Below are 13,692 nucleotides of genomic sequence, written 5' to 3'. Positions count from 1 at the left end.
AACTACGAATTACGAATTATTTAATTACCGTTTATTTTTGGGCTTGAATCTTATCAAACACGCCCCCATCGGCGAAAAACTTCTTATCGATTGCACTCCAACCGCCGAAGTCTGCAACTGTACCCAAAGTTTTCACCTTGGGAAATTTGTCTGTGACTTCTTTAGTTTGAGCTAAAGTCTCATCCACAGGACGGAATCCTAATTTGACAAACTCTTGCTGTGCTTCTGGAGTATAGAGGTATTTCACAAAACCTTCAGCAACTTCGCGGGTTCCGTGCTTATCGACGTTCTTATCTACTACTGCGATCGGATTGTCGATGGATATATTCACATCGGGAACGACATACTCAACCTTCTCGCCCTTTTGCTGTGCCAAAATCACTTCGTTTTCGTAGTTGATTAAGACATCTCCCTGCCCTTGCTTGGCAAATGTATCAGTAGCTTCCCGCGCATCTTTAGGCAAGATTGGCACATTTTTGTAAACTTTAGTCACAAATGCAGTAGCTTTAGCCTCATCGCCACCTGCTTTAATCACAGAATTCCATAGCGCTAAGAAATTCCACTTAGCACCGCCGGAAGTTTTGGGGTTAGCAGTAATCAATTTTACACCGTCTTTGGCTAAATCTTCCCAGTTCTTGATGCCTTTAGGATTGCCGGAACGAGTTACTAATGCTGCAACTGATTTGGAGACAATACCGTTGTTGGGAACTTCTTTCTCCCATCCTGGCTGAATCAATCCAGCCTTCTCAATCTTTGAAGTGTCTCCAGCTAGTGCCAAGTGGACGACATCTGCTTCCAAGCCATCGATAACAGCGCGAGTTTGAGAACCAGAGCCGCCATAGCTTTGCTTGAAGACGACAGTTTGGTTATGATCTTTCTTCCACTGTTCTACAAATTTAGGAATAATTGCTTCGTGAGCCGCTTTGGTGACAGCAAAGGAAACCAGAGTTAGTTCAACACTATCTTTGTTTGCAGCCACAGGAGTAGCACTAGCATTAGGGGTTTCAGAAGAAGAAGTATTCCCAGTTCCTCCACCAGAGCAGGCGGCAAGCGCCACACTCAATACAGTCCCTACTAAAAAGAGTGATACAAAACCTTTAAGCGAATTTAGTCTGAACCGATATGTTCCATGTTCAGCGCTCGCTTGTAATCTTTTCAGTAGGTGTTGCCACAAACTCATTCCATTTCCTCCGCTAAATCTACAGATAACTGATGGGAATACAGTTATATAGTGTTTATCATACCGGATGATTACATCTAACTAGTTGCAAACACCAATAAACCTCACATTCTTCATCAAGAATATGGTGATTCTACCAATTATGTAAGGAATTACAATACTTTTATTTTCAAGTATCAAATTGCTTGATACATTGGTTGGCTGATGTATCAAGCAATTTGCTAGGGAATTGAGAATTAGACATTAGTTATTTTTTCTCCCTCATTTGAAATAGTAGTCGGATATTTTACGTATCTTCACTACGAGTTTCCCCAGGAAAAATCAAAATTTTTAGTATAAAAAATAGTTGAATTTTGAGAATTAATCTGATAATCTCTTCCTAAAGATAAACAACGGTAATTTGACCGGATTACCGTTGTTTGGTCAAGCAACTACACAACATCCATCTTCTATGACACATCTGCAAGCCAAAAAGTTACAAGTTTTCCGCCCAGCCAGACAACTATTTCTGCAATTAAAGCCTGCCTCAACTAAAACCTCTGCATTCTTATTAGCAACTGGCTTGAGCTTAAGTGTCCTTATTCCTGCTTATGCTGCGGGGACTGCTAATAAAACTATTTCTATTAACCAGAAGCCTCAATTGATTAGTCAAGGTGGTAAGACAGTTGAAATAACTTTGGTTTCCTACGCAGTCACCAAAGCCGCTTACCAGAAAATCATTCCTGAATTTGTAGCGAAATGGAAACGCGAAAAAGGTCAAGATGTAGTGATTAGGGAAAGCTATGGCGGCTCTGGCTCTCAAACCCGTGCAGTAATTGACGGATTAGAAGCAGATGTTGTAGCCTTGGCACTGGCATTAGATACCAAAAAAATTGAAAAAGCCGGACTGATTCAACCAGGTTGGGAGAAGGAAGCATCAAATAACTCAATTGTTACCCACTCAGTAGTCGCTCTAGAAACTCGTGAAGGTAATCCTAAAAAGATCCAGAATTGGAGTGATTTAACTAAACCAGGGGTCAAAGTGATTACAGCAAACCCCAAAACTTCAGGAGGTGCGCGGTGGAACTTCCTAGCTTTGTGGGGTGCAATCACCAAAAATGGTGGAAGTGAAGCTCAAGCTCTTAACTATGTTACCCAAGTCTTTCGCAATGTCCCTGTGTTACCTAAAGATGCGCGAGAATCGAGCGATGTCTTTTACAAAAAAGGTCAAGGGGATGTTCTGCTTAACTACGAAAACGAGATTATCTTAGCAGCACAACAAGGAAAAACTTCACCTTCTTATGTGGTTCCGCAGGTGAACATTTCTATAGATGGCCCAGTAGCAGTTGTGGATAAGAATGTTGACAAGCACGGTACCCGCAAGGTTTCGGAAGGTTTCGTAAAGTTTCTTTTTACACCGGAAGCTCAACGTGAATTTGCCAAAGTTGGTTTTCGACCTGTTAACTCTACTGTAATCAAGGAAGTACAGAATAAATTTCCCAAGATTTCTAAGCTTTACAACGTTCAGAGTTTGGGAGGCTGGGATACTGTTCAGAAGAAGTTTTTCGATGACGGCGCAATCTTCGACAAAATACAAAGTGGACAACGCTAACATAACTTTTTTGATCTAGATTAGAAAGGCGTGATATTGTCCTTTAGCGGCAAAAACTTGAATTAAAAAAGCGATCGCTCTTTCCCAACAAAGACAAAAGTGCGATCGCTATATTTTATACTGTTTGTTGAATTACTAAATATCCTGTTGGCTCAACTCGCGTGTGATGTGATTAAACGGTTCATCCGCAAAGCTAGAATTAATCAGGCCTGCGGCTGTCACTTGTTCCTTTTAGAGCGATCGCCACTCAATGATTATTACTCAGCACGGGCTAAACGCCCTGCTACCGCTAACAGCACTTTCAAATCAGCTAGAGCTTGTTTAAAATTCTTAGCCTTTCTAAAGTCGATTCTTTCATCTGCGATCGCCATCTAAAGCGATCGCTAGGATCAAGTTTATTGCTTCTTTCTTCTTTGAGAATACACAATTAAAGATAATTAAGATACAGCAAAATCCGTGTATTGCCGTAGTTCAGCAGGATGAAAACCCAAAACAATATCTTCGCGCAAAATACCCGCTTCTAATAATGCCTCCGCCACTGGCTGAGAAGTACCATCATATTGAATCCACACTTTACCATTAATAATATCTATATGTACCACCGAAGCATGTACGCGGCGCACTCCATCCCAACCAACATGTAACACTTCGTAGTGGTCTCGCTCCGAGTCAATGACAGCTTCAGTCTCTATTTGACCATTAGCAGGTTTGTGACCAGCATAGTTAAATATCAACTGACGAATAATTTCACGATACCGAGCTAGCTTATCCATCTGAGAATCCTTTCTAGTTGCTCGTCAAAGACAATTAGGTTTATTCCTATACTATTAAGAATTAGCTGACCAAAGCGTTCGGAAAATATACCTTCGTAAACTCGCTTGGGAACTGCTAAATAAAGTTGGCGTTTTGGTTGTACTTCTTTAAGCACGCTGCGATAAACTTCATACTGTCCTACAGCTTCCTGGAGATCATTCACGGGAGAAGGACTCAGAAAACTTTTGATTTCAACAGCTATTTTTTGATTATCCCTCTCAGCAGCAATGGTAATTCTTTCTGCTCCAATATCTACGTAAAGTTCTCTACCCCCGTATGCAAGGTATAAGGGATCGTTGGTTATTGTCCAACCATCTGCTATAAGTGCTTTAATGACTGCGGCATGATAGATATCTTTAGCAGGCATTAGTCGAAGATAGCTCCAAAAACTGTTGAAAACACTCGCCATCTAGTTTTGGATATTCATAAAGAAAGTGGTCTCCAGTTAATGGTTCAATTGCACCATAAATCCAAAAGTTTTCCCTCGGCCATATCACCTTAACAGTGGGCTTGACTCCAAAAGCTGTAATCACTTTTCCTGTAAGAGTTTTGAGTCCAACCCTAGTTTCATCCTGGCACAGGTAGCGAACACACTTGCCGGGTGCTAAATGTTCTTCTAGACAATTGAGTATGATACCGAGTTTTTTTTAAACTCAGATACCAACTTTTCGTCCTGCTTATGGCTTTGAGGGCGAGGCACTTTTAGTTTTGCCCCCAATCGATATCGAACCCACGCATAAACCGTTGCATACTCTATATCTTGTCCATGTTCTTCTTTTAACCACTCAACTATTGCACCATAGCTACTAAAGCCTTTTCCTGTTTTTAACTCCTCCTCAAGTGCTGCGATCGCAGCATCATCGATTTTCCGTTTTGCTCCTGGTGCTTTTTTGATTTCTAATAAGCCTGATATCCCATCAGTTTTGTACTTCTGCAACCATCTCGTGACCGTTGAAGTATCTCTTGCCAAGCGTTTTCCAATATCTTGCTGCTCTTTAACCTGCCCGCTTTTTATCCACCACAGCATAATAAGCTTTTCTTTCTGGGTTCCTAAATTCGCTGTTTGTAAACGTTTTTTAAGTTCTTCTTCGCTCTCTGCGATTTCAATCTTAAAAGGGCGGCTCATGGTTCTTTTAATTTATCGAGTTTGTTTCCTCTATTATATGCAGCTTCATATTAAATTGGTATTAATTCATTTATTAATTCAGTAAATAGTGGTAAATTATCAACTGTTTTATTTAACTCGTTATAAGCTTGTTCTAACCATTTTATGGCTTGTTTATTTTTGGTTGCTGAACTCTTATCTCGAATTGCTTGATCTAAATTAATTACAAATTGACTAATAACTTTTTCTAAAACACTATGAATATCTTGTTTATAACAAATATGAGCAAGAAAAGAATATGTTGCATCTTCTTGACCAGAAGATAGCATTTTATAAGTTGAGCCTAGAAAGAAGCAACAAAGTGCAAGTCTTAATCCTTCAGGAATTATCCATTGATTACCTGGATTTTCACCTTTTTTTTTCTTGAGTTCGTCGATTTCTTCAGAATCTACAATACAGCAGTAGTTACTTTTTTCAGCGAAAAATAATTCTCCTCCCATATAAGTATCTCCTGGTTCTGGTAGTGCCGCACAAAATTGAGGTTTACAAGGATGAGAGAGTTTTTGTAATAATAAACTTTGGGGAGTTGCTGTAATTTGAATATAAATATGATTAGCAACTTCTTGACGAAGATTACCTATCTTTTCAAAAGTTGTACTATCAGAAATTTGTTCTTTTCCTTGTTTAGCTTGTTTAGCTTCATTCGTATTTAAACTAGCGTTATCTGCTTCATCATCAAAAATTAATGTGGGGACATCTTTAACCTTAGATGCTTTTAAAACTTTCAGTAACTTATCCAAGTGTTGAACATTTTTTGTAGAGACCAATACCACACCTGTATCTTTTATGTAGCGTGTAAATTTAGTTTTTGCAAAATCAACTGGGTCGTCTTTCCATGCTTTCCAATCAAAAACAACTGGACCTCCTTGGATTTGATTATTAAAACGGTTGGCAGTTTGTTCGCCTAACCATGTATTGTTAGATGTTAAGACAATAAAACAACGAAAGTTATTTTCATGAGCCAGTGCTAAAGTTGCAATAGTTGTATTGGTTTTACCGCTTTGAACTCGACCATAAATAAGTCCAGTTGTTCCATTAGGAATAGCGTCTGTTCCCTTATAAGGTTGACCCACTAAACCTGTACTATTTTTCCCTACATCACCAATACCAAAATTTTCTGAATAAACATTGACACAATTTTGGACAATTTCAATAGCAGTTTTTTTTAGTTGATTCGCTTCTTTTGCTCCGATTTGTTTCTCTAACCTCTTAATTAATCTATCAATACAGTCGCCATTAATTTCAATAGGAGTATGTGTCATAGGTTATTTGATGTTGATAAAATTACGTCAGGCCAATTGTTTTGAGGGACTGTATGTTCTAAGGGAACTCTCCCCGTACCTTTAACATAATAACTCCCTCTTACTTCTCTTTTTACAGAAACACGCTGCTTGGCTAAACCCTCACTAGGATCAATAATTGTCCATAGTTGTTTTTCTGATAGACAACAAACGCCATCCCGATGACAAATCAATGCTATAAAAAGTTTGACATCAGGATAATTTTCACGAAATGCTGTCAGCGCATTTTCTTCCTGTGAACTGAAGCTAAATGACCATGAAGAAGTCGGTTTTTTTGATATTTTAAATAGAATCGCTGATTCTTGATTTAAGCTTTTTATAGTATAAAGAGATGAATGAATATAAGATAAATAACTAATAGAGATATCAGATGTTCCTTTCAGTAGTCGAAGAAAAGCTGCACCGTGCAGAAATTCTAGATCATTAATACTCATATAACTGTTGCCAAAAATTATTTATATCAATAATAAATATCATACGAGCAGGTATAAAAAATTTCCAGTACTTACTTTCGTTGTAATGCAATTAATTTGTGAGACGACAAATAGTTTTTTGCTTTAAGAAAAGTAAACGCACCTTGCCAATCAAGCCAAAGTGCGATGTCTGTAAAGTATGCTTACACAAACTTTGTTTGTATAGTTCCGCGATTTTTAGTCACCAAGGCTAGATGCTAAATATCCTGTTCGCTCAACTCACGTGTGATGTGATCAAATGGTTCATCCACAAAAGCAGTATTAACCACACCTGCTGCTGCTACTTGCTCCTTAATCAGATCCTTAAGAATCTGGATACCACGAACCGTAGGCCCAATAGGCACGCCTAGAGAATTGTAAGTTTCCCGCAGTCCTTGCAGCACACGCTCATCTAATACATTTGTGTTCCCAGCAACTAGCGCATAGGTAGCGTAGCGCAAGTAGTAATCTAGATCACGCAGACAAGCTGCATAACGACGAGTGGTATAAGAATTTCCACCAGGGCGAATCAATTCTGGCAGTTCTTCATATAACTTTAAACCAGCCTGCTTGACAAGTGCAGCCGCATTAGAATTAATCGCTGCCGCCGCTTGGACTCGAACTGTACCACTGTCAAAGTAAGACTTTAGGCTATCGATCGCATTCCGGTCAAAATACCGACCAGCTAAGTCATAATTCTTAATTAAACTTGTTACCGCATCGCGCATTCTTTTTTCTCCCAATCCTTGCTATTTATGGTTTGATATTTATTTGGCTGCACTTACGCACCAGTAAATTTTTGTGCTATTTAAAATAGATTCGGCACAAAAACAATCTATCCACTATTTAAGGATTCTATGCCAAAGTTGACCCCTATATGATGAACTTTCCAGTTTTGTACAGATGAGCGCTGAAAGGTTAATATAACCTGATAATCCAGATATCTGTAACATAAACTACAAAATCAGCTAATGTCTACTATTTAAGATATTTCTGGTGTGTCACGGTCTGATTGAGATCAGCAGGGTTAGGATGCAATGTAAGGTTCTGGTTGACTTTAGGAAATTGGTAGAGAAGGAGTAACAATGACTACACCACAAGAACTCTTGAAGAGAATTCAAGATGAAAAAATTCAACTGATTGATCTCAAATTCATCGACACAGTAGGGACTTGGCAGCACCTCACACTGTACCAAAACCAAATCGATGAGACTGCGTTCACTGATGGCGTACCATTTGACGGTTCCAGCATCAGGGGTTGGAAAGCGATCAACGAATCGGACATGACGATGGTACTCGACCCCAACACTGCTTGGATCGACCCATTCATGGAAGTGCCAACACTAAGTATAATTTGTAGTATTAAAGACCCCCGCACGGGCGAACCATACAACCGTTGCCCACGGGTTATTGCCCAAAAAGCAATAGATTACCTGGTTGCCAGTGGCATTGGTGATACAGCCTTCTTTGGCCCTGAAGCTGAGTTCTTTATCTTTGATAGTGCTAGGTTTGCCCAAACTGCTAACGAAGGCTATTACTTCTTAGACTCCGAAGAAGGTGCTTGGAATTCCGGTAAAGCCGGTACAGATGAAAAACCCAACTTGGGTTACAAACCACGCTTCAAAGAAGGTTACTTCCCAGTCGCACCGACGGATTCTTTCCAAGATATCCGTACAGAGATGCTGTTGACAATGGCAGAATTAGGTGTGCCTATTGAAAAGCATCACCACGAAGTTGCTACTGGTGGTCAGTGCGAACTAGGTTTCAAGTTTGGGAAGTTGATCGAAGCGGCTGACTGGTTGATGATTTACAAATATGTCATCAAGAACGTTGCCAATAAATACGGTAAAACTGTCACCTTCATGCCAAAACCGATTTTTGGCGATAACGGTTCGGGAATGCACTGTCACCAGTCCATCTGGAGAGACGGCCAACCTCTGTTTGCAGGTGATAAGTATGCTGGTTTGAGTGATATGGCGTTGTACTACATTGGTGGTCTTCTCAAACACGCACCAGCACTGTTAGCAATTACCAACCCCAGCACCAACTCATACAAGCGCCTAGTACCTGGTTATGAAGCTCCTGTAAACTTGGCTTATTCCGAAGGGAACCGTTCTGCTTCTATCCGTATTCCTCTATCTGGTAAAAACCCCAAAGCCAAGCGTTTAGAATTCCGTTGTCCAGATGCTACATCTAACCCCTACTTGGCATTTGCTGCAATGCTTTGTGCTGGTATCGATGGCATCAAGAACAAAATACATCCTGGTGAACCCTTAGATAAGAATATCTATGAACTCTCTCCAGAAGAGCTTGCAAAGGTTCCCTCAACTCCAAGTTCTTTAGAACTGGCATTGCAAGCACTAGAAAACGATCACGCTTTCTTGACAGAATCAGGCGTATTCACGGAAGACTTTATCGAAAATTGGATTGACTACAAGCTTAACGAAGCCAAGCAGTTACAGCTACGTCCTCATCCCTATGAGTTTTACCTCTACTACGATGCTTAATTAATTAAATTAAGTATCGTATCTAACTAAAATTAATAAGTTTAGCCACCCTCTACTCTAGGGTGGCTTTTTTTTTCCAGAGTTGCCAGTTGAGATATTCACTCAAAAAATCTAGCTTCAAACTCTTGAAACTTAGCTCATGGAAGCGTGGCTGGGGCCATAAATCATCCGACTACTAGCATCTACCTTGCCTTGAATTGGGTTCCAGTAGTGAGATACTTCTTCAGGAAGACCAAGTTCTTGTGCAGCCCGCATCAGCATTGATTGTTGGCGATTCTTGACTTGCTGATGTTCACGCACCATCAACGCACGAGATTTATCTGCGATAGACATAACCATACTCCTGTTTATTTTGTGAATATATAATTTTTGTTTGCTCACAAGACTAATATAACAAAAAATCTGTAGCATAAGCTACTTTTTATATAAGTTTATGTTTTGCTTTGCTGACAATATTAGCCATTTGTCCCCAAAGCTCGAAAAATCTTCCTCAATCTATCTCTGATGGCTAAAATCATCTGGACTCAGGTTTGTCTTGCCTGGGAGGTTTTACTTTTCCAACAGTAAATAATTTTTTCGTTACAATTATTTACATAGAAGTAATCAAAACTTAAGCTATTTTTATGCCTGAGAGTTTAACGAAGCTGACTTATCAAACCTTTCAGCTGGGCAAAAATTACTTTGGTCTGGCTCATAAGATATTAAGTTCACAGTTGAGGAACCTGGTGTATCCGACACTTGAACAAAAGACCAAACCCATCCCAAATGAGCTTTTAATCAAGCTTCAACAGAGATTGAACCATCTGCTGGAAACAGACTGGCAAGATGCCCAAAAAGGTGTCTACCCGGAAAGTCTATTGTTTGATAACCCCTGGCAAGACTTTTTTTCCTACTATCCTCTGGTGTGGCTAGATTCTGCTCAAATCTGGGAGCGGGTTAAACAACAGAATTATCAAGATTTTTCGCCCGAAATTGACACAGATGGTTATCCCAGCTACTACGTGCAGAACTTTCATCACCAAAGCGATGGCTATTTAAGTGACTTGTCAGCCAATTTATATGACTTACAAGTAGAAATTCTTTTTGGTGGGGCAACTGATGCGATGCGGCGGCGAATTCTCGCTCCTCTCAAGCAAGGGCTGAAAGCTTTTGATTCCATTGCACCAAAGCAAGTCCGTATTTTGGATGTAGCTTGTGGAACTGGGCGGACTTTAAAGTTAATTCGGGCAGCCTTGCCTCAAGCATCTCTGTTTGGCACAGATTTGTCACCAGCTTATTTGCGGAAAGCAAATGAACTACTATCGCAAATCCCAGGAGAACTACCGCAACTTTTGCAAGGGAATGCCGAAGAGTTACCTTATATAGATGATTATTTTCATGCTGTAACTTCTGTTTTTCTCTTTCATGAGTTACCAGCATCTGTACGTCAGACAGTTATTGAGCAATGCTTTCGGGTAACAAAACCAGGCGGAGTCTTTATTATCTGTGACTCCATTCAGTTGAGTGATTCACCTGAGTTGGAACATATAATGGATTCTTTTCCCGAAACTTTCCATGAACCCTATTACAAGCATTACACCACTGATAACTTGGTAGAGCGTTTACAGAGAGTAGGCTTTGAGAATATTGAGATGCAAGCCCATTTTATGAGCAAGTATTTCATTGCTCATAAGCCAGCTTGAAACAATACCTTTTCATTGCCTTTTCTTTAAGGAAACTTTACCTAAAAAGGACAGATGCAAAATTTTGCATCTGTCATTGGGTGTAGAATAATTAAGATGAGTGAGATTATCTAGCAAATTCTTCTTAATATTTATTTCGTTGAACACCATCTACGAGGAGAACAAACTAGAGTGCAAGAGTAGCTCATAAATAGTAATATTTGTTGCCAAATGCAATAAATCTATACTACTTGTGCGAATTCATGTCCTAGATAAGCTCAAATGGAACGAAAGGGATTTTATGCTTAGGTAAAGGACGCTAAACACGCGTCGAAGTGAAGATCCATTAGTTGCTCATATAGAAACCAGCTACTCAATGTATGAGAAGAAAAGATATTGGGGAATAAAGTGAATGAAGTTGCCTTAAGACTATTTCCTTAGCAAGCAAAATGTTTGAATTAGACGTGCTTTAGATTAACTGATAGTCTAAATAACATCTATTTCTAGAGCCGTTAAGGATTGAGACGCAGAGCTTCCCACCGAATATAAGCAACAGTTATGTAGCTTTTGGGAGTTGTTAATGCTGCTGATCAAGACACTTAATTTTATTTGCGTTTTGATCGCCAGGATTAAAAGACCAACTAATGATATACAAAGCTTGCAGTTGAAATACTAAGCGATCGCTGAAGATTTTCGTGTGTCAACTGTATATATCTCTGTCACAAAAGCTGTGTCAAATATTTTGGCACAACATCGTGTTTTCTGGAACTTTAGTTTTGGTTCTTTTGGAAGAACAGGCATTATCCTACAGTGGTTAAACCACAACATAGGTATTTTTGAATTTTTGTGTCACTTCCCTACGCCCACTACCGCGATGACGTGGCGCATCATCTGGATTTTGTTCAGATGCTGCCGAGAGCCACTGTTCCGAAGTAGGCGTGGAAAGTAGCCCAGTTGATAAGTGATTGACCATTGCTTGGCAGTTAGAAGCTAAGGGGCCGAACACCAGACTCGATACTAAAAGTGAAATGGCAGCACGCATAGCAAATGTCTATTTTGGAACTCTCCACTTCACTGATACTTAGCTTTTTGATTAATATCCGGACAATTAATCAAAAAGTATTCTGTTTTACTGAAAATAAACTCTTCTTATCCTCCGTTTAAATGTTCGACTAATAACCAATTGCCAAAGTGGTTCTGACGGCCCCACAATGTAACTAATTGTTCGTGGGGGTAAGTGCGTAATTGCTCGTCGATATGCGATCGCAAAGTCACAAGCTGCCAATTTTGCCCTTGATACGCGGTTGGCGCTGTGACAGCAAATCTGTATTCCTGCTGTTCCAAGCGGGAGAAAATGCCTTTGAAACAGTTACTTTCCCGAATTAATGCCTTTTCAAAAGCAGAGTCAGGGTACTCATTCTCCGATGGGCAAGGGCAATAACCACTAACTGGATAGGCTTGTGGGTTATTTAAGTAATACAGTTGCCAGTCCAGCCAATCCGAACGATTGGGTGGAAGATTAAATAAAGGAATAATTGCTGTTTTTGAACGATTATCCTCTAATAAAGCTGTTTGCAGTGATCTAACAGGTAAATGCCTCGGCTGACAGTTTAACTCAACACACATCGCCGCCGCCATACCTGCTGCTTGACCAATCCCCATAACTACAGGTTGTAATCTGGTAGCGCCATTAGCAATGTGAGAGACAGAAATATTCTTTTCACAAACCAAGAAACCATCTGTTGTGGCTGGAATTAGGGAACTGTAGGGAATTGTAAAGGGTGTCCCAGTCCAACGCCCGCCCCAACGGATAGATTTTGGTTGCAGTGGGAATTGAACACCAGGATAATGATGGTCATTGGCGTAGTTACCAACTGCGATTGCATCATTAAATATAGATGCAACTCTTCCCCCGGCAATCGGCAAAATATCCTGTTCTCGGACAGTAGTTAGTCCTAATAAGCGGCGGCTTTCCCGGTAATAGGGATGCAGTGCAAAAGCTGTAGGGGCGTGAGGAAATACTTTTTCTGCTAAACCATAGCGACGATCAAGCTGACTTTGGATAAAATGGGCAAAATTTTGGCTATGCCAGCGAGACTCTTGGATGAATTCACCTCTGGACACATCTGACTCTATCAGCCGCCCTACTCCTTGGCCGTAGTCATTGCCACAGATTGGCCAATTAATCATGAATCGATTACCAGGCAAACGTCCATAATTCAAAAATGTCTCTGCTCCATAGCCATCCCAAGCATCTGTAAACTGGGATGGATTATAGTTAGGGGCAGATGGAATTTCTGGTGCAATTGCATCACCAAAGTCTTGCATAATCACTACATAAGTGGGCGCTTGCACAGGATATTTCTGGGTGAAAGAGTTAAAACCCACAGGGGCGCTTGGTTCTCCCCACTCAGATTGCAATTCCCAGCCCCAACGGTAAGGTATCTCAGCTAAAGCTAATAAATCTCCTAATTCTGTACCGTCGAGAATAATTTTGGCTGTGACAGCAAAATCAGCAAAGCGCACACCAGTAATAGAATCACCTTGGCGAAATACCTCTATTGGTACTTGTCCAGAAATCCAGTGCAGATTTGGTAATTCTTGCACCCAGTCTGCAAAAATCTCTGCCCCAATTTGAGGATCGTAGCTAAAAAAGCTTACCCAGCTGTTATCTAGTCCTCCGGGCTGTCGTTGCCGCAATTCCTGCAAAAACGCACCCCATAAACCCGTTTGAAAGGTTTCTAATTCGTTGCCATCGGGTACAGACACTCCAGCCGAAGTTAGCATTCCCCCCAACCAAGAAAATTCACTCACCAAAATCGTTTTAGCTCCCCGTCGCGCCGCTTGGATAGCAGCCGCAGTGCCTCCGGTTCCTCCACCGACAACTAAGACATCAACTGTGTATGTCTGATTAACCATTGCTTAACCTCACTGGAGTTTCGTTATATTCCCCCAGATAGCTTGGCATCAAATAGATAAATTATTTTATTTTTTAGATACTCAGCATTAAAGGTTCTCAGGC

The 13,692-nt window shown here is 40.4% G+C and carries 14 protein-coding genes and 1 pseudogene; 3 read left to right on the top strand and 12 right to left on the bottom strand.

Going from position 1 to position 13,692, the window contains the following annotated elements; all coding sequences use genetic code 11:
* Nucleotides 1-31: 31 nt before the first annotated feature.
* Nucleotides 32-1,180: a sulfate ABC transporter substrate-binding protein gene (locus FD724_RS18800; RefSeq protein WP_179073665.1), complete on the bottom strand. Its 1,149-nt coding sequence runs from the start codon at nucleotides 1,178-1,180 to the stop codon at nucleotides 32-34.
* Between the two features lie 451 nt (nucleotides 1,181-1,631).
* On the opposite strand from FD724_RS18800, the gene FD724_RS18795 reads away from it, so the two are divergent.
* Nucleotides 1,632-2,771, top strand: a complete 1,140-nt coding sequence (locus FD724_RS18795) for a sulfate ABC transporter substrate-binding protein (protein ID WP_179075549.1) — start codon at nucleotides 1,632-1,634, stop codon at nucleotides 2,769-2,771.
* Nucleotides 2,772-2,906: 135 nt separating this feature from the next.
* Here FD724_RS18795 and FD724_RS42100 read toward each other — a convergent pair.
* From FD724_RS42100 to apcB, 8 genes and pseudogenes are all read right to left on the bottom strand, one after another.
* Nucleotides 2,907-3,002, bottom strand: a pseudogene (locus FD724_RS42100) (allophycocyanin subunit beta); the annotation flags it as partial.
* 206 nt (nucleotides 3,003-3,208) lie between these two features.
* Nucleotides 3,209-3,544 carry a XisI protein gene (locus FD724_RS18785; protein WP_179073663.1) on the bottom strand — a complete coding sequence of 112 codons (336 nt, stop codon included), beginning with the start codon at nucleotides 3,542-3,544 and terminating at the stop codon, nucleotides 3,209-3,211.
* Nucleotides 3,532-3,951 (bottom strand): XisH family protein, encoded by a 420-nt coding sequence (locus tag FD724_RS18780; RefSeq protein WP_179073662.1) that lies wholly within the window; start codon nucleotides 3,949-3,951, stop codon nucleotides 3,532-3,534. Before FD724_RS18780 ends, FD724_RS18785 begins: the two co-directional genes overlap by 13 nt.
* Complete coding sequence (locus tag FD724_RS18775) at nucleotides 3,941-4,117, bottom strand: hypothetical protein (RefSeq protein ID WP_179073661.1); 177 nt, start codon at nucleotides 4,115-4,117, stop codon at nucleotides 3,941-3,943. Before FD724_RS18775 ends, FD724_RS18780 begins: the two co-directional genes overlap by 11 nt.
* A gap of 83 nt (nucleotides 4,118-4,200) precedes the next feature.
* Nucleotides 4,201-4,710 (bottom strand): helix-turn-helix domain-containing protein, encoded by a 510-nt coding sequence (locus tag FD724_RS18770; RefSeq protein ID WP_179071244.1) that lies wholly within the window; start codon nucleotides 4,708-4,710, stop codon nucleotides 4,201-4,203.
* Between the two features lie 50 nt (nucleotides 4,711-4,760).
* Nucleotides 4,761-6,011: a Z1 domain-containing protein gene (locus FD724_RS18765; RefSeq protein ID WP_256874311.1), complete on the bottom strand. Its 1,251-nt coding sequence runs from the start codon at nucleotides 6,009-6,011 to the stop codon at nucleotides 4,761-4,763.
* Nucleotides 6,008-6,484 carry a hypothetical protein gene (locus tag FD724_RS18760; protein ID WP_179073660.1) on the bottom strand — a complete coding sequence of 159 codons (477 nt, stop codon included), beginning with the start codon at nucleotides 6,482-6,484 and terminating at the stop codon, nucleotides 6,008-6,010. The genes FD724_RS18765 and FD724_RS18760 overlap by 4 nt, the downstream gene beginning before the upstream one ends.
* Before the next feature lie 236 nt (nucleotides 6,485-6,720).
* Nucleotides 6,721-7,230, bottom strand: a complete 510-nt coding sequence (apcB, locus tag FD724_RS18755) for an allophycocyanin subunit beta (RefSeq protein WP_012411651.1) — start codon at nucleotides 7,228-7,230, stop codon at nucleotides 6,721-6,723.
* A gap of 357 nt (nucleotides 7,231-7,587) precedes the next feature.
* Here apcB and glnA point away from each other — a divergent pair, with 357 nt between their 5' ends.
* Nucleotides 7,588-9,009, top strand: coding sequence for a type I glutamate--ammonia ligase (gene glnA / locus FD724_RS18750; protein ID WP_179073659.1), 1,422 nt, complete (start codon nucleotides 7,588-7,590; stop codon nucleotides 9,007-9,009).
* Between the two features lie 132 nt (nucleotides 9,010-9,141).
* On the opposite strand, the gene FD724_RS18745 is transcribed toward glnA, so the two are convergent.
* Entirely contained in the window at nucleotides 9,142-9,342 is a 201-nt protein-coding gene (locus FD724_RS18745) for a hypothetical protein (protein WP_012411649.1), read from the bottom strand.
* A gap of 290 nt (nucleotides 9,343-9,632) precedes the next feature.
* On the opposite strand from FD724_RS18745, the gene FD724_RS18740 reads away from it, so the two are divergent.
* The gene (locus FD724_RS18740) at nucleotides 9,633-10,691 is read left to right on the top strand and encodes a class I SAM-dependent methyltransferase (protein ID WP_179073658.1); all 1,059 of its coding nucleotides are present in this window, start codon (nucleotides 9,633-9,635) and stop codon (nucleotides 10,689-10,691) included.
* 793 nt (nucleotides 10,692-11,484) lie between these two features.
* On the opposite strand, the gene patX is transcribed toward FD724_RS18740, so the two are convergent.
* Nucleotides 11,485-11,712, bottom strand: a complete 228-nt coding sequence (gene patX / locus FD724_RS18735; protein WP_179073657.1) for a heterocyst-inhibiting protein PatX — start codon at nucleotides 11,710-11,712, stop codon at nucleotides 11,485-11,487.
* 107 nt (nucleotides 11,713-11,819) lie between these two features.
* Nucleotides 11,820-13,589: an FAD-dependent oxidoreductase gene (locus tag FD724_RS18730; protein WP_179073656.1), complete on the bottom strand. Its 1,770-nt coding sequence runs from the start codon at nucleotides 13,587-13,589 to the stop codon at nucleotides 11,820-11,822.
* Between the last annotated feature and the right edge of the window lie 103 nt (nucleotides 13,590-13,692).

Origin of the sequence: Nostoc sp. C057 (assembly GCF_013393925.1) — a bacterium.
Taxonomy (GTDB): domain Bacteria; phylum Cyanobacteriota; class Cyanobacteriia; order Cyanobacteriales; family Nostocaceae; genus Nostoc; species Nostoc muscorum_A.
This window is presented reverse-complemented; position numbering and strand designations above follow the sequence as displayed.

Bases quoted from the DNA above. Each gene is read 5' to 3' on its own strand.
- FD724_RS18800 (WP_179073665.1), bottom strand. From the start codon at position 1,180: ATGAGTTTGTGGCAACACCTACTGAAAAGATTACAAGCGAGCGCTGAA.
- FD724_RS18795 (WP_179075549.1), top strand. From the start codon at position 1,632: ATGACACATCTGCAAGCCAAAAAGTTACAAGTTTTCCGCCCAGCCAGA.
- FD724_RS18785 (WP_179073663.1), bottom strand. From the start codon at position 3,544: ATGGATAAGCTAGCTCGGTATCGTGAAATTATTCGTCAGTTGATATTT.
- FD724_RS18780 (WP_179073662.1), bottom strand. From the start codon at position 3,951: ATGCCTGCTAAAGATATCTATCATGCCGCAGTCATTAAAGCACTTATA.
- FD724_RS18770 (WP_179071244.1), bottom strand. From the start codon at position 4,710: ATGAGCCGCCCTTTTAAGATTGAAATCGCAGAGAGCGAAGAAGAACTT.
- FD724_RS18765 (WP_256874311.1), bottom strand. From the start codon at position 6,011: ATGACACATACTCCTATTGAAATTAATGGCGACTGTATTGATAGATTA.
- FD724_RS18760 (WP_179073660.1), bottom strand. From the start codon at position 6,484: ATGAGTATTAATGATCTAGAATTTCTGCACGGTGCAGCTTTTCTTCGA.
- apcB (WP_012411651.1), bottom strand. From the start codon at position 7,230: ATGCGCGATGCGGTAACAAGTTTAATTAAGAATTATGACTTAGCTGGT.
- glnA (WP_179073659.1), top strand. From the start codon at position 7,588: ATGACTACACCACAAGAACTCTTGAAGAGAATTCAAGATGAAAAAATT.
- FD724_RS18745 (WP_012411649.1), bottom strand. From the start codon at position 9,342: ATGTCTATCGCAGATAAATCTCGTGCGTTGATGGTGCGTGAACATCAG.
- FD724_RS18740 (WP_179073658.1), top strand. From the start codon at position 9,633: ATGCCTGAGAGTTTAACGAAGCTGACTTATCAAACCTTTCAGCTGGGC.
- patX (WP_179073657.1), bottom strand. From the start codon at position 11,712: ATGCGTGCTGCCATTTCACTTTTAGTATCGAGTCTGGTGTTCGGCCCC.
- FD724_RS18730 (WP_179073656.1), bottom strand. From the start codon at position 13,589: ATGGTTAATCAGACATACACAGTTGATGTCTTAGTTGTCGGTGGAGGA.